19 protein-coding genes are annotated in these 20,558 nt (G+C 66.7%); 13 read left to right on the top strand and 6 right to left on the bottom strand.

Features of this window, described 5'->3' with window-relative positions:
- Positions 1 to 11: 11 nt before the first annotated feature.
- Positions 12 to 359: a hypothetical protein gene (locus tag ABUA37_RS08485; RefSeq protein WP_349898724.1), complete on the top strand. Its 348-nt coding sequence runs from the start codon at positions 12 to 14 to the stop codon at positions 357 to 359.
- Between the two features lie 92 nt (positions 360 to 451).
- On the opposite strand, the gene ABUA37_RS08480 is transcribed toward ABUA37_RS08485, so the two are convergent.
- Entirely contained in the window at positions 452 to 1,678 is a 1,227-nt protein-coding gene (locus ABUA37_RS08480; RefSeq protein WP_349898723.1) for a THUMP-like domain-containing protein, read from the bottom strand.
- A 227-nt stretch (positions 1,679 to 1,905) separates the two neighbouring features.
- Here ABUA37_RS08480 and groES point away from each other — a divergent pair, with 227 nt between their 5' ends.
- The 12 genes from groES to guaA all read left to right on the top strand — a co-directional run bounded on the left by groES (position 1,906) and on the right by guaA (position 15,317).
- Positions 1,906 to 2,202, top strand: a complete 297-nt coding sequence (gene groES, locus ABUA37_RS08475) for a co-chaperone GroES (protein WP_325516914.1) — start codon at positions 1,906 to 1,908, stop codon at positions 2,200 to 2,202.
- An 85-nt stretch (positions 2,203 to 2,287) separates the two neighbouring features.
- Positions 2,288 to 3,223, top strand: a complete 936-nt coding sequence (gene rarD / locus ABUA37_RS08470) for an EamA family transporter RarD (RefSeq protein WP_349898722.1) — start codon at positions 2,288 to 2,290, stop codon at positions 3,221 to 3,223.
- 21 nt (positions 3,224 to 3,244) lie between these two features.
- A complete protein-coding gene (locus ABUA37_RS08465; RefSeq protein WP_349898721.1) occupies positions 3,245 to 4,525 on the top strand; it encodes an ABC transporter substrate-binding protein in 1,281 nt (426 codons plus the stop codon).
- Positions 4,526 to 4,627: 102 nt separating this feature from the next.
- Positions 4,628 to 6,130: an IMP dehydrogenase gene (guaB, locus tag ABUA37_RS08460; protein ID WP_349898720.1), complete on the top strand. Its 1,503-nt coding sequence runs from the start codon at positions 4,628 to 4,630 to the stop codon at positions 6,128 to 6,130.
- Between the two features lie 221 nt (positions 6,131 to 6,351).
- Complete coding sequence (locus tag ABUA37_RS08455) at positions 6,352 to 7,299, top strand: type IV toxin-antitoxin system AbiEi family antitoxin domain-containing protein (protein WP_349898719.1); 948 nt, start codon at positions 6,352 to 6,354, stop codon at positions 7,297 to 7,299.
- Positions 7,300 to 7,479: 180 nt separating this feature from the next.
- Positions 7,480 to 8,598 (top strand): GuaB3 family IMP dehydrogenase-related protein, encoded by a 1,119-nt coding sequence (locus ABUA37_RS08450; RefSeq protein ID WP_349898718.1) that lies wholly within the window; start codon positions 7,480 to 7,482, stop codon positions 8,596 to 8,598.
- Between the two features lie 34 nt (positions 8,599 to 8,632).
- Positions 8,633 to 10,363, top strand: coding sequence for a glycerol-3-phosphate dehydrogenase/oxidase (locus ABUA37_RS08445; RefSeq protein ID WP_349898717.1), 1,731 nt, complete (start codon positions 8,633 to 8,635; stop codon positions 10,361 to 10,363).
- A gap of 11 nt (positions 10,364 to 10,374) precedes the next feature.
- Positions 10,375 to 10,950 (top strand): cation:proton antiporter regulatory subunit, encoded by a 576-nt coding sequence (locus ABUA37_RS08440; RefSeq protein WP_349898716.1) that lies wholly within the window; start codon positions 10,375 to 10,377, stop codon positions 10,948 to 10,950.
- 8 nt (positions 10,951 to 10,958) lie between these two features.
- Positions 10,959 to 12,422 carry a cation:proton antiporter gene (locus ABUA37_RS08435; RefSeq protein WP_407075366.1) on the top strand — a complete coding sequence of 488 codons (1,464 nt, stop codon included), beginning with the start codon at positions 10,959 to 10,961 and terminating at the stop codon, positions 12,420 to 12,422.
- A 5-nt stretch (positions 12,423 to 12,427) separates the two neighbouring features.
- Positions 12,428 to 13,273 carry an SURF1 family protein gene (locus ABUA37_RS08430; protein ID WP_349898714.1) on the top strand — a complete coding sequence of 282 codons (846 nt, stop codon included), beginning with the start codon at positions 12,428 to 12,430 and terminating at the stop codon, positions 13,271 to 13,273.
- A gap of 9 nt (positions 13,274 to 13,282) precedes the next feature.
- Positions 13,283 to 13,744, top strand: a complete 462-nt coding sequence (locus ABUA37_RS08425) for a DUF3817 domain-containing protein (protein WP_349898713.1) — start codon at positions 13,283 to 13,285, stop codon at positions 13,742 to 13,744.
- Entirely contained in the window at positions 13,734 to 15,317 is a 1,584-nt protein-coding gene (gene guaA / locus ABUA37_RS08420) for a glutamine-hydrolyzing GMP synthase (protein WP_349898712.1), read from the top strand. The genes ABUA37_RS08425 and guaA overlap by 11 nt, the downstream gene beginning before the upstream one ends.
- A 434-nt stretch (positions 15,318 to 15,751) precedes the next feature.
- Here guaA and ABUA37_RS08415 read toward each other — a convergent pair whose 3' ends face one another.
- The 5 genes from ABUA37_RS08415 to ABUA37_RS08395 all read right to left on the bottom strand — a co-directional run bounded on the left by ABUA37_RS08415 (position 15,752) and on the right by ABUA37_RS08395 (position 20,547).
- The gene (locus tag ABUA37_RS08415; RefSeq protein WP_349898711.1) at positions 15,752 to 16,639 is read right to left on the bottom strand and encodes a CPBP family intramembrane glutamic endopeptidase; all 888 of its coding nucleotides are present in this window, start codon (positions 16,637 to 16,639) and stop codon (positions 15,752 to 15,754) included.
- 98 nt (positions 16,640 to 16,737) lie between these two features.
- Entirely contained in the window at positions 16,738 to 17,598 is an 861-nt protein-coding gene (locus tag ABUA37_RS08410) for a helix-turn-helix transcriptional regulator (protein WP_349898710.1), read from the bottom strand.
- 150 nt (positions 17,599 to 17,748) lie between these two features.
- Complete coding sequence (locus tag ABUA37_RS08405; protein ID WP_349898709.1) at positions 17,749 to 18,714, bottom strand: hypothetical protein; 966 nt, start codon at positions 18,712 to 18,714, stop codon at positions 17,749 to 17,751.
- Positions 18,711 to 19,061 (bottom strand): PadR family transcriptional regulator, encoded by a 351-nt coding sequence (locus ABUA37_RS08400; protein WP_349898708.1) that lies wholly within the window; start codon positions 19,059 to 19,061, stop codon positions 18,711 to 18,713. Before ABUA37_RS08400 ends, ABUA37_RS08405 begins: the two co-directional genes overlap by 4 nt.
- A gap of 70 nt (positions 19,062 to 19,131) precedes the next feature.
- The gene (locus tag ABUA37_RS08395) at positions 19,132 to 20,547 is read right to left on the bottom strand and encodes an outer membrane protein assembly factor BamB family protein (RefSeq protein WP_349898707.1); all 1,416 of its coding nucleotides are present in this window, start codon (positions 20,545 to 20,547) and stop codon (positions 19,132 to 19,134) included.
- Positions 20,548 to 20,558 lie beyond the last annotated feature (11 nt).

Genomic DNA, 20,558 nt, shown 5'->3' with positions numbered 1-20,558 from the left:
TGGAGTTCGCTATGTCCGATCAGATTCCTGCTGCACCCACCCCGCCGCCGGCCTCACCCTACGGCGCCCCGACTCCCGGCGCGGGCCCCAAGCAGACCCTCAGCCTCACGTCCTTCATCCTCGGTCTCGCCGGCCTCGTCTTCAGCTGGGTGCCGATCCTCGGCTTCCTCGCCTCGCTCGCCGCGATCATCATCGGTTTCATCGCCAAGGGCAAGGAACCGGGCGCGCCGAAGTGGATGTGGCTCGTCGGCGTGATCGCCGGTTTCGTCGCCGTCGTCATCAGCCTGATCGTGCTCATCCTCTTCTTTGTGAGCATCGCGATCCTCGCGTCGGTACCTGGATCGATCCACTCGTACTGATCTCGAACTGAATGGAGAGACCCGGGCCATCGGCCCGGGTCTCTATGTTTTTCGGGTGCGCGTGCTTGTGGGTGCCGTTCGCTCAGACGCGCTCAGACGCGCTCGGCCAGCAATGCCACGTGCCGTCCCGCCACACGCGTCAGGATGAGCGTGGCTGAGGCGCGCCCCTTCGGGGACAGGCGCTTGCGCAACTGGGCCGGGTCGACATCCACGCGCCGTTTCTTGATCTCGAGCCTGCCGATGCCGCGCGCACTCAGCTCGCGCCGCAGCAACTTTTCGTCGAACGGAAACTGCTCGAGAACGCGGAAGCAGCTCGCGAACGGTGTCTCGATCGCCGTGCCGGAGCTCAGGTACGCGATGCCGTCGCTCACCATCGACGCGCCGAGCCTTCGTCCGAGTTCCCCGATCAGGCGCGCGCGGATCACGGCACCGTCTGGCTCGTAGAGGTATTCGCCGAGCTCGCCGGTCTCCACGTCCTCGCTGTCGGCATCGGCGCTGAGCTCGGCTGTGCCGTGATCTCCCAGCACGAGAGCAGAACGACGGATGCGGGGCCTCGCGACCGCGCCGAACCAGAGTCCCAGCTCCACGACCTCGTGGTCCACCGAGATCCACTGCGCCTCCGCGTCGCTCGGAATCAGCTCCCGATCCACGCCTGGCCCGAGCTTGACGCCGGTCGGAACGCGCTCGGCGAGGGCGAAGGCGAAATCGAGCGAGGGGGAGAAGTCGGCCGGATCGGTGATGCGAGCGCTGTGCTGATGGCCGGCCGCGCGCCTGGCGGGGTCGAGGTACACGCCGTCGAAAGCCTCCGGGATCGCGTCGAGCGGGTCTGCGTGGCTGCTGCCGTCCGGGCGGAACGCGGCGACATCCGCGTTCACGACGGCCGCATTCGGCCACGGCGCCAGGTTGTAGGCGGCGATAGCCGCGGTCACCTCGTCGATCTCCACCGCGGTGACCTGGAGGTCGAGCGCGGCCATGGCCAGCGCATCCGCCCCGATGCCGCAGCCGAGATCGGCGATGCGACTCAGCCCGGCCGCCTGGAATCGTCCCGCGTGCAGTGCGGCCACCCGCAGTCTGGTCGCCTGCTCAAGCCCCGCCTCGGTGAACAGCATGCGGCCGGCGAAAGGGCCGAATTTCCCGGATGCGCGCGCCCGCAGCTTCGACTGGCTGAGCACGCTCGCGACGAGGCCGGGCGAGTGGCCGGCCTTGCGCAGCTCGCTGACCGAGCGCAGCACATCCGTCGTCGACTCGTACGGCGGCAGCGAATCGAGCAGCCGCAGACCATCGGCAGTCAGCAACTCGACCAACTCGCTCGTCTCCATCCGCTCATTCTGCCTGTTCTGGTCCCCTCTCGATCTCCCGCATGAAGGAGTGGAGCGCTCCCACGCGACGGCACTCCCCGCAAACACGGGTGAGCGGATGCGCGACCCGCGGCGGAGTCTGGCACTCCGATTGCGAGAGTGCTAATCGACCGGTACAGTAGTTCTGGCACACTCGCAGTGAGAGTGCTAACCCAAGTTTTCGAAGTTTTGAGAAAGAAGAGGTCAACGTGGCAGTCTCCATCAAGCCGCTCGAGGATCGCATTGTCATCAAACAGGTCGAGGCCGAGCAGACCACTGCTTCCGGTCTCGTCATTCCTGACACCGCGAAGGAGAAGCCCCAGGAGGGCGAGGTCGTCGCGGTAGGCCCAGGCCGCATCGACGACAACGGCAACCGCGTTCCGCTCGACATCGCGGTTGGCGACAAGGTCATCTACTCCAAGTACGGCGGAACCGAGGTCAAGTACGGCGGCGAGGACCTGCTGGTCCTGTCCGCTCGCGACGTGCTCGCCGTGGTCGTTCGCTAGTAGTTCTTCACCGAAGGCCCGCCCGGGAAACCGGGCGGGCCTTCGTGGTTCTTCGGGGCCGAAAGAACGGAGTAACGTTTTCAGGATGCCGCCAGCGACACCCAGCCCAGCCACGGCATCCGCGCACGAGCGCTCTGGCATCTTCTTCGCCGTCGCCGCCTTCGCGATGTGGGGCGCGTTCCCCGCATACTTTCTGCTGCTGCGCCCGGCCGGTGCGTTCGAGATCGTCGACTGGCGGGTGCTCTTCTCGCTCGGGTTCTGCCTGATCGTCATCACGATCACGCGCACCTGGCCGGCGCTCGGCGCCATCGTGCGGCAGCCACGCCAGTTGTTCATGCTCGCGCTCGCAGCCGTGCTCATCTTCATCAACTGGGAGGTCTACGTCTGGGCCGTGCTCGCCGGGCACGTGGTCGAGACCGCGCTCGGCTACTTCATCAATCCGATCGTGACGGTGCTGCTCGGGGTCGTGCTGCTGCGCGAACGACTCCGGATGGCGCAGTGGGCGGCCGTGGGCATCAGCGCAATCGCCGTGCTCATCCTCGCGATCGGATACGGCTCCTTCCCGTGGGTCGCCCTCAGCCTCGCGTTCTCCTTCGGCCTCTACGGCCTCGTCAAGAAGCGGGTCGGTCCGCAGGTCGATGCGCTGAGTGGACTCACGCTGGAGACGTCCTGGCTCGTCCCCCTCGCGGTGGTACAGCTCGTCTTCGTGCAGTTCGACACCGGTCTCTCCTTCGGCCACGGCTTTGGGCACAGCCTGCTGCTGCTGAGCGCCGGCATCGTCACCGCGCTGCCGCTCCTCGCATTCGCGGCCGCCGCGCGCAGGCTGCCCCTCGTCTACATGGGGCTCATCCAGTACCTCACCCCCGTGCTGCAGTTCGTGTTCGGCGCGTTCGTGCTGCACGAGGCGATGCCCACGGAGCGCTGGGTCGGTTTCGGTCTCGTGTGGCTCGCGCTCATCGTGTTGAGCGTCGACCTCATCGTCACCGGCCGTGCCCGTCGCGCCTCAGCGCTGCCCGCCTGAGGCTTCGGTAGTGTTCCGAGGGTGAACTCCGGCACCCGAAGGCTCGGCATGGCTCGTCTCGCCGCTGCCGTCGCCGCGGTCGCCGCATTATCGCTGGCTCTAGCCGCCTGCGCGCCCGAGCCCAAGCCCGTGAAGACCAGCCCACCACCGACGGTCGCCGCGCCGAGCGGAGACGGCATCCTTCGCATCGGAACGCTCTTCCCCACGACGGGCACGGCATCCTTCATCGGCCCGGCGCAGGTGGCCGGCGTCGAGGTCGCGGTCAAGGAGATCAACCTGGCCGGTGGCGTGCTGGGCAAGCCCGTCGAGGTGCTCCACCGCGACTCGGGCGATGCATCCACGACTACCGCCGAAACGTCGTTCGCCGACCTCGTCGCGAAGAAGACCGACGTGATCATCGGACCGTCGTCATCCGTTCTGGCCCTCCGGCTCGTGCCGAAGATCGTCGAGGCCAAGGTCGCCGTGATCGCAACGGCGGCGACGGCGCCCGCGCTCAGTGACGCTCAGGATGCCGGCCTGCTTTCGCGCACCATCCCCTCCGACGCCCTCGAGGGCACCGCACTCGGCCAGTTTCTCGGCAAGACCAAGGGTGTGAAGGCGGCGCTCGTCTACTTCGACGATGACCAGGGCAATGGCGTGCACGGCACCTTCGCGAAGGCGCTCAAAAAGACGGGCGGCACACTCGTCACGGCGCAGAAGCTCGACGCGAAGAGCGACGTCGCCAGCATCCTGGGCGCGGTGACCAAGACGAAACCGGATGTCGTGGTCGTGACGAGTCCGTTCACCGCGATCGAGCAGAACAAGGCCATCATCACCGGGCTGAACGCCGCGGGACTCGGTGGCGCGAAGCTGTGGCTCACCGGCGGAGCGATGGCGGACTACTCGCAGGCGATGCCAAACGGTGCGCTCACGAACGTGAACGGCATCCTCGAGGGCGTGGCCCCGACTGACGCGTTCAAGGCGCGAGTTAAGGCGGCCGACCCCAACGTCACCGACTATCGCTTCGCCGCCGAGGCCTACGACGCGACGATTCTCGCGGCGCTCGCCGCCTCCTCCGCGAAGGACGACAGCGGTGCATCCCTCGCCGGGGCGCTGCGGGGCGTCTCCGAAAAGGGCATCAAGTGCCTCAGCTGCGGCGAGTGCCGCGAGGTGCTCAAAACGCAGAGTGACATCGACTACGACGGCGCGACGGGCCTCATCAACTTCGATGCGCACGGCGACCCGCAGACCGCGCACTTCGGCGTCTACAAGTACGACGGCGAGAGCCGATTCCAGCTCTCCAGCTCCACCGCCGTCGGCTGAAAATCGCGGGTGGGAATCGCGAGCTCCCGTTAACCGTTAATATTGGGTACCGGCATCCAGCGTCGCATCCGGGCCTATTGACACGCGCATAAAGGGAACTCAATGAGCCAGCCAGATCCATTCGGTTTTATCGGCCTCACCTACGACGACGTCATGCTGCTGCCCGGGCATACCGATGTCATCCCCAGCGAGGTCGATACGTCGTCGAGGCTGACCAGGCGCATCCGGGTGAACACGCCGCTCGTGTCGGCCGCCATGGACACCGTGACCGAGGCCCGCATGGCCATCGCGATGGCGCGGCACGGCGGGCTCGGCATCCTGCATCGCAACCTCTCGGTCGAAGACCAGGCCACCTACGTCGACAAGGTGAAGCGCTCGGAGTCGGGCATGATCACGAACCCCGTGACCACCACGCCGGATGCGACGGTCGCCGAGGTCGACAAGCTCTGCGGTCAGTTCCGCATCTCCGGGCTCCCGGTCGTCGAGGGCGACGGCAGGCTCGTGGGCATCATCACCAACCGCGACATGCGCTTCGTCTCCCAGTTCGAAAAAGAGACCACGCTCGTGCGTGACGTCATGACGAAGACGCCACTCATCACCGCGCCAACCGGCATCGATCCGGATGGGGCGGTCGCCATTTTCGCCCAGCACAAGATCGAGAAGCTTCCGCTCGTCGATGCGGCGGGGCGCCTCACGGGCCTCATCACGGTTAAGGACTTCGACAAGACCGAGCAGTACCCCTATGCGACTAAGGACGACGAGGGCCGCCTCCGTGTTGGCGCCGCCATCGGATTCTTCGGCGACGCCTGGGAGCGCGCCGGCGCGCTCGCCGACGCCGGAGTCGACGTCATCGTCGTGGACACGGCCAACGGCGACTCGAAGGGTGAGATCGACGTCATCCGCAGGCTCAAGTCCGACCCCGCGTTCAAGAACATCGACGTGATCGGCGGCAACGTCGCGACCCGCTCCGGCGCCCAGGCGCTCGTGGATGCCGGTGCCGACGCGATCAAGGTCGGTGTCGGTCCCGGGTCCATCTGCACCACTCGCGTCGTGGCCGGCGTGGGCGTGCCGCAGGTGACCGCCGTGTACGAGGCATCGCTCGCGGCTCGCGAGGCGAACATCCCGGTGATTGCGGATGGCGGCCTGCAGTACTCGGGAGACATCGCGAAGGCGCTGGTCGCTGGCGCCGAGACGGTCATGCTCGGATCCCTCCTCGCCGGAACGGACGAGAGCCCCGGCGACATGCTCTTCGTCAACGGCAAGCAGTTCAAGTCGTATCGCGGCATGGGTTCGCTCGGGGCGATGCAGTCCCGCGGCAAGAAGACGTCGTACTCTCGCGACCGGTACTTCCAGGCCGACGTGCCGAGCGACGAGCAACTGATCGCGGAAGGCATCGAAGGCAAGGTCGCCTACCGTGGCCCCGTGGGATCCGTGACCTACCAGCTGCTCGGCGGGCTGCGTCAGTCGATGTTCTACGTGGGCGCGCGCACGATCGAGGAGCTGCGCAACAAGGGCAAGTTCGTGCGCATCACGGCTGCCGGCCTGAAGGAATCGCACCCCCACGACATCCAGATGGTCATGGAGGCCCCGAACTACAACCGCTGACGGCGCACTGCGGCCCGCGCGGCGTCGCTGCGAGGGTGCACACGCAAAATGGGCCAGAGCGTGCGGATAGGGCCGACGCGTCGGCCCATGAGGGACGAAGTGGCCCATTTCGCGATTCAACGCCGATGCAGCTACTCCTACACACGCTCTCGCTGATCCGGTTTTCCCCAGAAGTCACAGTTGGCGGAGCGGGCTCAGCAAGCGCTGACCAGTCTGGGTGCGTGGAACCTATCGCCAGTGCCAATGGAATTGTTCTCACCAAAGAGCTGGTGCGGCTCGGCGTCGATGACGCCGCGTACCGGAAAGCGGCTGCCCGCGGCGATGTGGAGAGGCTCCACCGCGGCGCATACATGGATGCTGGCGAGTGGAAGAAGCTCGAAGCGCACGAACGCTACAGACAGCGAGTCATTGCCGCGCTGCTCGCGAGCCGCGGAAATCCCGTCGCCAGCCACGCTTCCGCTGCCGCTCTGTGGCGACTTCCGATCATCGGGCAGTGGCCCGAGCTCGTGCATGTGCTTGCATCCCGTTCCACAGGAACCCGCACCGAGAACGGTTTTCGGCGCCACGCGGTTGATCGTGAGGATGTCGACGTCGTTGAGCTGGATGGGATTCGTGTCACGAGCATTGAGCGCACCCTCATCGATGTAGCGGCGGCGGCAACGTTCGCGTCAGCCGTGGCCACGGTCGACCATGCCTTGCGTCGCAAGCTCGCAACGACATCCGCCCTTCGTCGATACTTCGAGGCCGTGCCGCACGCCCGGTTTCAGAAGCGAGTCATTCGTGTGCTCGATTTCGCCACCCCGCTGGCAGGCTCCCCGGGTGAATCACTCAGCCGGGTCAACATTCACGAACTCGGATTCCCCGCTCCGGAACTGCAGGTGGTGTTCACCGACCGGGCCGGGAGAGTGGGCGATGTCGACTTCTGGTGGCGGTCAGCGAACCTCATCGGGGAGTTCGACGGCCTGGTTAAGTACACTCGCGCCGAATACCTGCAGGGCCGTTCGATCGAGGACGTCGTCATCGCCGAGAAGATTCGAGAAGACAGGCTGCGCGCGCTCGGCCCAAACGTGTCGCGCTGGCTGTGGGGAGTTGCTCTGCGCCCGAGAGAGTTGTACGCGCACCTCAGCAGCGCTGGCCTGCGCCCGGTGCGGACCTCCTCGCACTTCTGAGATGCGGCGCGAAATGGGCCAAAGCGTCCGGATGGGGCCAACGCGTCGGCCCATGGGGGACGAATTGGCCCATTCCGGGATTTCGGCGGCGGTGGACGCGGCCGGGCCGGACGCGCAGGCTGCAGGCCCGGGGCGCGCAGGCCCGAGGCGCGCGCGGCGACCCGACGGTAGGCTGGGGAGGTGACTGAGGTAGAGATCGGCCGCGCCAAGCGCGCCCGCCGCGTGTACTCGTTCGACGACATCGCGATTGTGCCGAGCCGTCGCACGCGAGACCCGCAGGATGTGTCGGTCGGCTGGACGATCGACGCCTACCAGTTCGAGATCCCCTTCCTCGCCGCGCCCATGGACTCCGTGGTCTCGCCGGCCATGGCCATCCGAATGGGACAGCTCGGCGGCCTCGGCGTGCTGAACCTCGAGGGCATCTGGACCCGCTACGAGAACCCGGAGCCGCTGCTCGAGGAGATCGCCTCCCTTCCGGCTGACCAGGCCACCGCCCGCATGCAGACGATCTATGCCGAACCGATCAAGCCCGAGCTCATCGGTGCGCGCCTCGCGGAGATTCGCGAGGCCGGCGTCACCGTCGCCGCGGCCCTCTCGCCCCAGCGCACCCAGGAGCTGTACAAGACCGTCGTCGCAGCGGGCGTCGACCTCTTCGTTATCCGGGGCACCACGGTGAGCGCCGAGCACGTGTCCAAGACGCAGGAGCCGCTCAACCTCAAGGAATTCATCTACGAGCTCGACGTTCCCGTCATCGTGGGCGGCGCCGCTGGCTACACGCCGGCGCTGCACCTCATGCGCACGGGAGCCGCGGGCGTGCTCGTCGGCTTCGGCGGCGGTGCGGCCTCGACCACGCGGGCCAGCCTCGGCATCCACGCCCCCATGGCCACGGCCGTTGCGGATGTCGCTGGCGCACGACGCGACTACATGGACGAGTCCGGCGGCCGCTACGTGCACGTCATCGCCGACGGCGGTCTCGGAACGAGCGGTGACATCGCCAAGGCCTTCTCCGTGGGCGCCGACGCCGTCATGCTCGGCAGCACCCTGGCAAAGGCGACGGATGCGCCCGGCCGCGGCTGGCACTGGGGTGGCGAGGCGCACCACTCCGAACTGCCGCGCGGCCACCGCGTCGAGGTCGGCTCGGTCGCTCCGCTCGAACAGATCCTGTACGGCCCGTCTACGGTCGCCAACGGTAGCGTCAATCTCGTCGGCGCCCTGCGTCGCGCGATGGCGACGACCGGCTACTCCGACCTCAAGGAATTCCAGCGCGTGGAAGTGGTTGTAGCTCCGTATCACCAGTGACAGGCGCGACAGCAGCAGTGACAAGGGGATGACGATGGCGAAACTCAAGACGGTGACCCGCTCGGCGAAGCTCGGGCCGGATGAACGTCGCTCGGCCATTGAGGCGCTCAAGGTCAAGGAACTCGACATCCTCGTGATCGGCGGCGGCATCGTTGGCACGGGAAGCGCACTCGACGCAGTGACGCGCGGCCTGCGGGTCGGCATGGTTGAGGCCCGAGACTGGGCCAGCGGAACCTCGAGCCGGTCGTCCAAGCTCGTCCACGGCGGCATCCGCTATCTGGAGCAGCTTGATTTCCGTCTCGTGCGCGAGGCACTCACCGAGCGCGGGCTGCTGCTGCAGCGCATCGCGCCGCACCTGGTCAAGCCAGTGCGCTTCCTCTACCCGTTGAACACGCCTCTCGTCGAACGCGCCTACGTCGGCGCTGGGATGCTGCTCTACGACGTCTTCAGCTACACGGGCGGGCGTCCGCCTGGCGTTCCCCACCACCGCCACCTCAGCAAGGCGCAGGTGCGCCGCGCCATTCCCGGGCTCTCGAGCGACGCTCTTATCGGTGGCATCACCTATTACGACGCTCAGGTCGACGACGCTCGCTACGTCGCGAGCCTCGCGCGCACCGCATCCTTCTACGGCGCTCACGTCGCCAGCCGGGTGCGGGTGGAGGGCTTCATCAAGGTCGGCGAACGCGTCGTCGGCGTGCGGGCGCACGACCTCGAGACGGATGAGCGCTTCGAGATCCACGCGAAGCAGGTCGTCAACGCGACCGGGGTGTGGACGGATGACACCCAGGCCATGGTGGGCGAGCGCGGCCAGTTCAAGGTGCGGGCCTCCAAGGGCGTGCACCTGGTTGTCCCTCGGGATCGATTCCAGTCCACCATGGGCCTCCTGCTGCGCACCGAGAAGAGCGTGCTGTTCGTCATTCCGTGGGGCAGACACTGGCTCATCGGCACGACCGACACCGACTGGGATCTCGACAAGGCGCATCCCGCTGCGACGGCGGCCGACATCGATTACCTGCTCGAACACGTCAATAAGGTGCTGTCGGTGAAGCTCACTCGGGACGATGTCGAGGGTGTCTACGCGGGCCTCCGCCCGCTGCTCGCCGGTGAGTCTGAGGAGACTTCGAAGCTGTCCCGCGAGCACCTCGTCGGCCATTCCGTGCCAGGGCTCGTCGTCATCGCCGGCGGCAAGTGGACCACCTACCGCATCATGGCGAAGGATGCGATCGACGCGGCCGTGTCGTCCCTCGACGGCAAGGTTCCGGAGAGCGTCACGCAAGATATCGGGCTGCTCGGCGCCGAGGGCTACCAGGCGGCATGGAACAAGCGGGCGAAAATCGCGAGGGCGTTCGGCGTGCACAAGGTGCGCATCGAACACCTGCTGAACCGCTATGGCGTGCTGACGGATGAACTGCTCGACCTCATCCGGGAACGTCCGGAGCTCGGCAATCCCCTTCCCGGTGCCGACGACTACCTCGAGGCCGAGGTCGTCTACGCGGCGACCCACGAGGGAGCGCTGCACCTTGAAGACGTGCTCGCGCGCCGCACCCGCATCTCCATCGAGGCCTGGGATCGTGGTGTCTCCGCCGCTCCCGTGGCCGCGAGGCTCATGGCCGCGGCTCTCGGCTGGAGCAGCGAGCAGGAGGCGAACGAGGTGGGCAACTACCTCAAGCGGGTGGCGGCGGAACGCGCCAGCCAGAATCAGCCGGATGACGCATCCGCGGATCGTGTGCGCCTCGAAGCGCCCGATATTGTCGCCAGCAGGTAAAGGAGCCTCCCATGGTCGATGTGAGACGGGTCAAACTACCCGGCGTCGGTGTGCTGCACACCTTCGTCACCGCGGACGGCGGCAAGGCGGGCGTGATCACGCACCGCTCGGGCCACAGCGACCTCATCACCTTCGCGGATGAGGGCGACGGCGCGGATTCGAGCAAGGTCTCGCTGCGGCTCACCGAAGACGAGGCGCACACGCTCGCCGAACTGCTCGGCGGCACGCGCATCACCGAGTCGCTCGACCGGCTCGAACAGCTGCCGGGGCTGAGCATCGACTGGTTCACCGTGGACTACGACGACCACATCGCTGGGCAGAAGCTCGGCGACCTCGCCTCTCGCGGAGTGGTGGGCCTCACCGTGGTCGCGGTCGTGCGCGGCGAGTCGGCGAACCCGGCGCCATCCGATGACTTCACCGTCTTTCCCGGCGACACGCTCGTCGTCGCAGGCTCGCCGGAGAAGGTGACGAAGGCCTTCAACTTCTACCGCACGGGCGACATGATGCTCGCGTCGAAGCCCGGGGCGGCCGCGGAATCCGGAACCTCGCAGGCGACGCCCGCACGCAACACTCCGCCGGGAGGCTGACCGTGGGGGTGGGTGAAGAGCTTGCGATCCTGGGCGCGCTCCTCCTCATCGCGTATGTGTTCGGGCGTCTCGGCAAGCTGATCGGTCTGCCGGCCATTCCCATCTACATGCTGGTGGGGTTGCTGGCGAGTCCGCACAGCGGGTGGTTCCCGTTGAACCTCGGCACGGCGCACATCGAGCTCATCGCGGTGTTCGGGCTGATCCTGCTGCTGTTCAACCTCGGTCTCGAGTTCGATCAGGACGAGTTCTTCGGCAATGCGGGGTCACTACTGCTCTCGGGCGGCACCCGCATCGCGATCAACATGGGCGTGGGCTTCGTGTTCGGCCTGTGGGTGGGCTGGGGCACCAGGGAGGCGCTCATCATCGCCGGGATGACCGCGACATCCTCAAGCGCGATCGTGACCAAGCTCCTCATCGAACTGAAGCGGCTGCCGAATCACGAGACCCCGGTCATCCTGGGCATCACCGTGGTCGAAGACGTCTTCATCGCGATCTACCTTGCGATCGTCGCGGTCGTCATCGGCGGTAAGACGGATGTCTGGGCGATCGTGCTTGAGCTCGCGATCTCGTTCACGTTCCTGGTCGGCATGTTCGCGCTCGCTCGCTGGGGCGGCAGGGTCGTCTCGCGGCTCATCCAGACCAAGGATGACGAGCTGTTCACCATCCTGTTCTTCGGGCTCGCCGTGGCGTTCGGCGGCATCGGTGAACTTCTCGGCGTCTCGGATGCGATCGGCGCGTTCCTGATCGGCCTCGTGCTGGGTGCCACCAGGTTCCGCGGTCGCATCGAGCAGCTCGCGCTGCCGATGCGGGATGTGTTTGGCGCCTTCTTCTTCCTGAACTTCGGCCTGACCCTGAACCCCTCGACCTTTGGCAGCGTGCTCTGGCCGGTCACCGTCGCGGTCGTGATGACGCTCGTCATCAACACCCTCGGCGGGCAGCTCATCGCGTGGCTCAACAAGTTGACGGCGGCCGAGGGCTTCAACGCCTCCGCGATGCTGCAGAACCGCGGCGAGTTCGCGCTCATCCTCGCGACCCTCGCCACCGCGGCGGGGCTGGATGAGCGACTCACGCCGTTCGCCGGTCTCTACGTGCTCAGCATGGCCATCATCGGTCCCGTCCTGGCGGTCAACTCCGAGCGCTGGGGAGCCGCCATCTTCCGCAGGAGCAAGAAGAAAAGTGCCGGCGCTACGCCCTCACGTCTCGAACGGGACGAGAACATCGCGCTCGTCGAGGCGGCGTTCGCGGGCGAGAGCGACGGCAGGCTGGCCGAGAAGGCGAACGATAGCGAGGCATTTCCGGAGGCCGAGCCGCCGCGCGAGCGCGACGAGATCGACGACGAGATCGAGCGCGCGGAGTCTGAGAGACTCATCGAGGATGCCATGCGAGAATCGGGGGAGTCGGTCGAGGATGCGCAGCCCGCATCCGGCATCACCGAGCCCCCGCGCGAACGCCAGAGAGACCCGGAGTACTGAACAGAATGTGGTCCGTTGCCCGGCGTCCGCGCTGGATCGCGCTACTCGCGCTCGCCCTCGTCATCGCCGCCGGATTCGCCGCGCTCAGCCAGTGGCAGCTCTCCCGTGCCGTCGCGACGGGCACCGTCGTGCACCGCGAGACCGAGCGCGCCGTTCCGCTCGACACGATGGCCAAGCCGCAGTCCGCGGTGCGCGAGGTGTCGAACGGACAGAACGTCACCGTCTCGGGCCAGTGGGTTCCCGGCGACTATCTCGTCTTCAGTGACCGCCTCAATCGCGGCCAGAAGGGCTACTGGGTCGTCGGGCATCTCTCCGCCGACACCGCCTCGGGCACCGCGGGGCTGCCGGTAGCTGTCGGCTGGACGCCGAGCGAGAACCGTGCCAAGGATGCCGCTGCCGCGCTCTCGAAGCAGCCCGCGGCACCCGTGACGATCACGGGTCGGTATCTGCCGGGCGAGGCCCCGCAGGACACCGACTTCGAGCACGGACAGCTCAGCAGCGTCGCTCCGGCCACGATCGTGAATCTGTGGAAGACCGTCGACCCGGCCGGGATCTACGGGGGCTTCGTCGTCATCCACTCTGCCGTGCCGGGGCTTGAGCGCATCGACTCGCCGGTGCCGACATCCGAGGTCGAACTGAACTGGCTCAACATCTTCTACGCCGTCGAGTGGGTGGTCTTCGCGGGCTTCGCATTCTTCCTCTGGTATCGACTGGTGAAGGATGCCTGGGAGCGCGAGGTCGAGGAGGAACTCGAGGCGATGCAGGCGGCATCCGGGGCTGGTCCGGACGGCGCGGACGGCGGCGGGAGCAACCCACCGGCCGCGCAGGAACAACCCGGCGCTGGCTCCTAGAATTAGGGCATGGCGCTCAAACCCAAACTCTCCGACGTTCCCCGAATCCGCGGGGCGCTCAAGCTCTACCGGGTCTTCGCCTACATCACGGGAACGATGCTGCTGCTGCTCGTTCTCGAGATGATTCTCAAGTACACGCCCATCCAGCGCGAGATCGAACTCGGCGGTGCTCACGGCTTCATCGCCCTCGTGCCCGACGGCCAGGTGCTCGCGATCAACCTCTCGATCGGGATTCTGATCGCCCATGGCTGGCTGTACGTCGTGTATCTGTTCAGCGACTTCCGGTTGTGGAGCATCCTGCGCTGGCCGTTCAGCCGCTTCGTGGCGATCGCGCTCGGCGGCGTCGTGCCGTTCCTCTCCTTCGTCGTTGAGCACTACATCACCAGGCGGGTGCGGGCTGAGCTCGCGGAACTCGAGGCCACTGCGCCCGCCGCATCCGCCGTCGCCCCCGAGGTGTCTCGTGAGCGCTGACCAGCCCACCGCGCACCAGCCCGTTCTCGTCGTCGACTTCGGCGCCCAGTACGCGCAGCTCATCGCGCGCCGCGTGCGCGAGGCGAACGTGTACTCCGAGATCGTTCCACACACCATCAGCGCGGCCGAGGTCGCGGCCAAGAACCCCGCGGGCATCGTGCTGAGTGGAGGCCCGTCGAGCGTGTACGAGGCCGGATCTCCGGAACTCGACCCCGGCATCCTCGAGCTCGGCGTTCCCGTGCTCGGCATCTGCTACGGCTTCCAGGTGATGGCGCAGCAGCTCGGCGGCGAGGTCGCCAACTCCGGCCTGCGCGAATACGGGGCAACGGATGTCGCACTCACGCCGATCGAGAGCGTTCTGCTCGCGGGGCAGCCGGCCTCCCAGACCACCTGGATGAGCCACGGGGACTCCGTTGCGAAGGCGCCGGAGGGCTTCACCGTGCTCGCGTCGAGCGAGAGCACTCCGGTCGCCGCGTTCGCGAGCGACGAGCGCAAACTCTACGGCGTGCAGTGGCACCCCGAGGTGAAGCACTCGGAGTTCGGGCAGCGCGTGCTCGAAAACTTTCTGCACGACGCCGCGGGCATCCCCGCCGACTGGAATAGCGGAAGCGTGATCGCCGAGCAGGTTGAGCGCATCCGCGAGCAGGTCGGCACCTCCCGCGTCATCTGCGGCCTCTCCGGCGGGGTCGACTCGGCCGTCGCCGCCGCACTCGTGCACAAGGCAGTCGGTGACCAGCTCGTCTGCATCTTCGTCGACCACGGTCTGCTGCGACAGGATGAGCGCCGCCAGGTCGAGGAGGACTACGTCGCCTCCACGGGCGTGCGGCTCGTCACCGTCGATGCCGTCGACCAGTTCCTCGACGCGCTCGCCGGAGTCACCGACCCCGAGGAGAAGCGCAAGATCATCGGGCGCGAGTTCATCCGCTCGTTCGAGAAGGCGGCCGCGGATCTCGTCGCGGAAGCGGCATCCGACGGCGCGCCGATCGACTTTCTCGTGCAGGGCACCCTGTACCCGGATGTCGTGGAGAGCGGCGGGGGAACCGGCACCGCCAACATCAAGAGCCACCACAACGTCGGCGGCCTGCCAGAAGACCTGCAATTCAAGCTCGTCGAGCCGCTGCGCACCCTGTTCAAAGACGAGGTGCGCGCGATCGGCCGCGAGCTCGGGCTGCCCGAGGTCATCGTCGGCCGCCAGCCATTCCCTGGGCCCGGCCTCGGCATCCGCATCGTCGGCGAGGTCACCCGCGAGCGCCTCGAGCTGCTGCGCAAGGCGGATGCGATCGCTCGCCACGAACTCATGCTGGCCGGCCTCGACAACGAGATCTGGCAGTGCCCGGTCGTGCTGCTCGCGGATGTTCGCTCGGTCGGCGTGCAGGGCGACGGACGCACCTACGGCCACCCGATCGTGCTGCGTCCCGTGTCATCCGAGGATGCCATGACCGCCGACTGGACGCGCCTGCCCTATGACGTGCTCGCGCGCATCTCGAACCGCATCACGAACGAGGTCGCCGGCGTCAACCGGGTCGTGCTCGACGTCACGTCGAAGCCGCCGGGGACGATCGAGTGGGAGTGACGCCGAGGTCGGGAAGTATCGATTTTCAGCTCAAACAATGAAGCGTTCTGACGGGCGAAAAGCGTGCCCGTCAGAACGCTTCATAACTCGCGAGAAAATCGACACTCCCCGACCTCGGCTGAGTTTTTCGGTGGTCGAGTAGGCCGCGACGAACGCGGCCTGGCGGCATTGTCGTTCGTCGAGCTTGTCGAGACGCCCACGGTCAACAGCCACTCGGTGGTGCTCTCGGCTGTGTGAGGCGGGTCGAGTAGGCCGCGACGGAGGAGCATCCGTATCGAGACCTCCGGTGGTCGGGTGTCGAGCACTACCGCTCCGCCGACGCGTGCCGGGTCTTTGCATAACTCAGGCAATTCGTGACGAAGCCTCCCGCAGTTGCCGAGAACGCCGGCTCTCGAACGGGCGGCCGCCACTAATTGCCTGAGTTATGGGTGGGGTTACGAGTGGAGCTGGCTCTTGCGACGACGGGCCAGGAAGACCAGGCCCGCGGAGAGCAGCAGGCTCACGACGACCGGCACGCTCGAGGCCTCCAGGCCGAAGCCACCGCCGGTGAGGGCGGCCGGGCCGTGAACGGTCGTCAACCACAGCCCCGGCTCGCGATGCCCGGACACGGGAATGCCAAGCAGCGACTCGAGCACGTTCCAGGAGAAGTGCAGCGCGATGACGAGCCACAGGCTGCGACGCCACACGAAGGCGCAACCGCATAGCACTCCGGCCTCGATGGCAATCGCGACCGACGACCAGAGGGATGCCGCGGGGTTGAGCAGGTGCGCTCCGCCAAAGAGCAGGGCGGTCACGATGATCGCGACCCAGGGTCCCGCGAGGCGTTCCACTGCCTGAAGCAGGAGTCCGCGGAAGATGAGCTCTTCGACCACGGCTGCACCGAAGTTCACGGCAACCGCGGTGGCGATCGTCGCGGTCTGCTGCGACGGATTCCAGGTAATGGTGTAGCCGCCGAGGGCCGCGACGATCAGGGCCGACAGCGTGACGAAGCCGGCGCCGATCGCGAGGCCGAGCAGCACATCCCGAACCACCGGACCCGCGAGCTCCGGCACACGGCGCCCGGCAAGGGCGCGCATGGTCAGGATGTACAGCCCCAGCGCGAGCAACGCGCCGAGGATCGAACCGCCGATCAGGAACGGCGCGCCGAGGTCGCCACCCACTCCGACGAGCACGCCATCCGCGATGGCGATCGCCGCGGCGCCGAGCGCAGCCCAGACCAGCGGGAATGCCAGGATTCGTCTCCCGATTCCCGGGCGAGAACCGGGTGGTGTCGCCGCATCCGGCCGTGTGTCGCGTGATCGAGCTGAAGTTGTCGTGGTCATTCCGTGTCTCCCTTCGAGCCGAATTTCGGCCCCAGAAAGACGCTAGAAAACGGATGGCGACGACGCGTCCCCCAAAGGATGACAATGCCCGCTCGACGTCATTCTGCGATGCCGTTGCGGTGTGCGAACAGGGCGGCCTGGGTGCGATCGCGCAGCCCGAGCTTGGAGAGCAGCCGTGACACGTAGGTCTTCACGGTCTCTCGCGTGACGAACATTTCTGATGCGATCTCGCTGTTCGAGAGTCCGCGAGCGAGCAGTTGCAGCACCTCGAACTCGCGAGCGGTCAGGATGTCCGACGCCGCGGGTTCGGCGCGCGGTGAGACCTCACCCATTCCGGTCGCGATTGGAGGCGGGGCGGCGTCGGTGTCCGCGGGAGCGGCATCCGGATGCTGGGCTGTCGGCGCGAAGCCGGCCTTCCTGAGCGCCTCCTCGACCAGGAGGCGCTGGCGCTGGTCATCTTGCGCTCGGCGGCGTCGAACGAGTTCGCCGAGGATCCATGGCAGGGCGAGCACGGCGGCGAAGGTGAACCAGTCGAGGAGGGCCTGCGTCGAGCCGGACCGGCTCAGGGTGATCGCGAGCGCGACGTATCCGATGGCTACGGCGGCACCCACCCATGCCCGATATCGCCGCTGAAAGGCCGCGACCGAATAGATGGCGAGGAGCAGACCGAGCCCGCCGAGTCCGACATTGGCGGCCGTGAGTTCGGAAGCTGCGTAACCGGCGCCGCTCAGCGCGAGTGCAAGCGCGGGCACGAACCGACGGAGAGTGAGCGGCAGCGTGATGACGGCGGCGAAGGCCGGTCCGGTCCACGCCGGCGCGGTGCGCGACAACTCCCCGAGTTCAAGGCCGCGCACGCCCAGCGGCACCAGGGAGATCCCGAACAGCAACAGCGCGATGATGCCGTCGCGAGCTACGACTGGCAGTCCGCCCCACAGTGCCTCGATGCGCGAGCGCGTCACAGAGTGGCCGCTACGGTGCCAGGAATGGCCGACTGCCGGTTGTCCGAGCCGAGCGTCGGCGCGTCGTGAAGCATGGATAGAGCCTAATGAAACGGACGCCGACGCCGACAGTTCGTGGCGGAGGCATCGCTGGCCGTGATTGGTCGTGTGCTATCGCTGGTGGGTTTCAGCGGGGTGTTGATTCGGCTTTCTGCGAAAGACCAGAGGCAAGAGTGCCCCCAAGCCGACGAGGGCAGCCGCGATAGTCAGTAACCCGAGTGCAGTCCATAGGTCTTGAGACCCCGAGAATCGCAGGAGCACCAGGAGCCAGGGCGCCGCGGAGATCGCGATTGTCTGGGCTGCGGCCCTGCGATGCCGTAGCCCGAGGGCGATCAGGGCGATCACGGCAACCGCGAGCAGCAGCGCTAAGGCGCCCGAAATGTTGTGCCAGAAGTAGAGTTCGTCGAAGTAGAGCCGTTGCAGAACGAGCTGGGTCGCCAGGTAGCCACTGCTGATCGCAACAAAGACAATGCCTGTCGGAATCAACAACCGCACCCCGCGAGCGGGAGTTCCGATAAGCGCGAGGGCGCCGAGCAGGGCGAGGAAGAGCATGGTCGTCGTCGTCAACCCATACCAGCCGTTTCCGGAGCCAGGGATCCTGTAAATCACCATGAGCGAAATAGACGCGAGGATTGCGAGCGCGATGGTTGGCATCAGGACCCGCCGTCGCGGGGCCCCGATTGACGCCAGCACGAGCGCAACCAGCCATAAGCCGGCGAGGAGCAAGCCCGGGTTCAGGAGCGGGTTGAAGCCCCATGCAGTGGCATCGGGAGCATGTGCTGTGCTCAACGGCGACCACAGCTGGAACGCGAAGTAGGCGAGCGGATACGCGGCAGCCGTCGCGAGTGCGATCGTCGCTATTGCGTCGCGGGCCCGGGGTTCGAGCAGGAGGCCGAGGCGAGTGGCGATTCCGGATACGGCGAGGTTCGCGAGTTCGCCCACGCGCGGGTGGGTGCGGTGTTCTGCGTCGGCGACGTCCAGAAGGGTACCGGCCACGACATCCGCGTTCTTCTCCCGCCAGGCGCGCGGATACCAGGCGAGGGCGCGGCGGTAGCGACGTTCCAGTTCGGCGCTCATGCGATGCCCGCCGCCGGCTTCGCGGAAGCGCGAGCGGCCAAATTCTTTCTGGCGCCGGCGGCGGTGCTCTCGAGGCGCTCGATCTGGGTCTCGAGTGCGACCAGGCCGCTGTCGGTGAGCTCGTAGTAGCGGCGGTGTCGGCCGTCCACCACTTCTTCGCCGGCCTCCGCGACGAGTCCCTGTTCGGCGAGCCGGTCGAGCGCGGCGTAGAGCGTGCCGACGTTCAGCTTGACGCGTCCCTCGGATATCTGCTCGGCATCCGCGATGAGGCCGTAGCCGTGCTTTCGGCCTCCGGCGAGCGCCGCCAGCACCAGGAAGGTGGGCTCGCGCATCTCTGTACTGGTCATGGGGCGAAGCTACTCCTCATGCCGCTATATATCAATAGTCAGACTATAGGACTTGAGGCCCACACCGCTTCTAGCGCCCGAAGCCAGCGATGGAGTCACGAAGCGCGACCACATAGGGTCCGCCGTCGCTGAGCCCGAGGGCTCGAGCATTGGCCGTGGTCAGCGCAAAGTCCGCGCGCGGCTTCAGATGTGCGTCGCAGCTCGCCGCGAGCCAGCCGCCCGTTCGATAGCCCTTGATCTCGTCGTCGAACGGCACGAAGTAGTTGAAGTCAAACGCCTTCGCGCACAGAAGACGTGCGTGGCGCTTCGCCTTCGTCGTGTGGCCGGTTCGGACGTCGAGAACGGTCGCAGCGCCGTCGTGCATGATGCGCGGATGCGCGGAGTCGCTGAGGAAGCGCCAGGTTGAGTCGAAGACCAGCGAGTCTTCTGCGCCTGCGGGGAGGGTCCAGAGCACCTTTCCCGACACCGGATCGTATCCCTTCATGGTCACGTCCAAGTTGTCGATATGGTCCCACTTGCCGTCGTCGCCGTACGCAATCGAACCGCGGTAGGCGCAGCCCACAGCGTTCGGCAGGGAATCGCCAGGCGAGGGGAACACGCCGAACGTTCCGCCACAGTTGAGGTCGATGTTTTCGTGAGACCATCTGACCGCTCCGGTCGACCCATCGAGGGCAACCGTGGTCACGGATCCGAGGTCGTCCGGGAAGTCTATGGACCCGAGAAGGCCCACGTACAGGTCGTCCTTTTTCGAATACTGCCAAGACCATCCGTACCAACTCGCGTAGCCGTAGTCGAAGATCTCGGCAACGGGCCGCTGCCACAACTCGACTCCGTCCACGACCGCACCGAGTTCCTGGATGTTGGAGTCTGGATCCGTCAGCACGTAGAGCCCGTGGTTTCCAACGCGTTGAGCGTTCGGGGGGAGTCTCTCCGACTTATCGTGACTCAGCTTGCCCGACCTCAGGTTCAACCTGAGCTCGGCAGAGTCGTCCGTGGTACCGAGGGTGGCCGTGACGCAGGCATCGCGCACGTCAGCACAGCCATGAAGGTATGAGTATGCGGTGATCGGACGGCTCACCACGAGGTCTCGGCCGCTGTGCAGGTCAGCAGCGACGATCCGCGTGTTCGCGAGTTGATCAGCGTCTCGGCCAGGGCGAAGGTACACGGCGTAGTTCCGTCCGCGCACATCCGCACTGACTAGCGGGCTGAGGGCGCTCCCGGGTACTCCGAAGCCGGGACTGGCGGGATGGGACCACAGCTGGCGACCTGTCTTGGCGTCGAGCCCGAGCATCCGCAGCTCGTGTGTATCCGTCATTGTGTAGACGACCGCAACACCGTCCGCGATGACAGGTTGGCCGATCGCCTTCGCACTCAGGGACCATGTCTTGTCAAGCGACACGTCTGCGACCGGGCCTGGTGCGCATCCGGCAAGCAGAGACGTGAGGCCGAGGATGGCGGTGAGGCGCAGAAAGCGAAGTCGAGTCACGATCGGGAAAG

Source organism: Parafrigoribacterium soli, from assembly GCF_040227235.1.
Taxonomy (GTDB): Bacteria; Actinomycetota; Actinomycetes; order Actinomycetales; family Microbacteriaceae; genus Parafrigoribacterium_A; species Parafrigoribacterium_A soli.
This window is presented reverse-complemented; position numbering and strand designations above follow the sequence as displayed.

Bases quoted from the DNA above. Each gene is read 5' to 3' on its own strand.
- ABUA37_RS08425 (WP_349898713.1), top strand. From the start codon at position 13,283: ATGGCGCTCAAACCCAAACTCTCCGACGTTCCCCGAATCCGCGGGGCG.
- rarD (WP_349898722.1), top strand. From the start codon at position 2,288: ATGCCGCCAGCGACACCCAGCCCAGCCACGGCATCCGCGCACGAGCGC.
- ABUA37_RS08405 (WP_349898709.1), bottom strand. From the start codon at position 18,714: ATGAGCGCCGAACTGGAACGTCGCTACCGCCGCGCCCTCGCCTGGTAT.
- ABUA37_RS08485 (WP_349898724.1), top strand. From the start codon at position 12: ATGTCCGATCAGATTCCTGCTGCACCCACCCCGCCGCCGGCCTCACCC.
- guaB (WP_349898720.1), top strand. From the start codon at position 4,628: ATGAGCCAGCCAGATCCATTCGGTTTTATCGGCCTCACCTACGACGAC.
- ABUA37_RS08480 (WP_349898723.1), bottom strand. From the start codon at position 1,678: ATGGAGACGAGCGAGTTGGTCGAGTTGCTGACTGCCGATGGTCTGCGG.
- ABUA37_RS08400 (WP_349898708.1), bottom strand. From the start codon at position 19,061: ATGACCAGTACAGAGATGCGCGAGCCCACCTTCCTGGTGCTGGCGGCG.
- ABUA37_RS08445 (WP_349898717.1), top strand. From the start codon at position 8,633: ATGGCGAAACTCAAGACGGTGACCCGCTCGGCGAAGCTCGGGCCGGAT.
- ABUA37_RS08430 (WP_349898714.1), top strand. From the start codon at position 12,428: ATGTGGTCCGTTGCCCGGCGTCCGCGCTGGATCGCGCTACTCGCGCTC.
- ABUA37_RS08415 (WP_349898711.1), bottom strand. From the start codon at position 16,639: ATGACCACGACAACTTCAGCTCGATCACGCGACACACGGCCGGATGCG.
- ABUA37_RS08440 (WP_349898716.1), top strand. From the start codon at position 10,375: ATGGTCGATGTGAGACGGGTCAAACTACCCGGCGTCGGTGTGCTGCAC.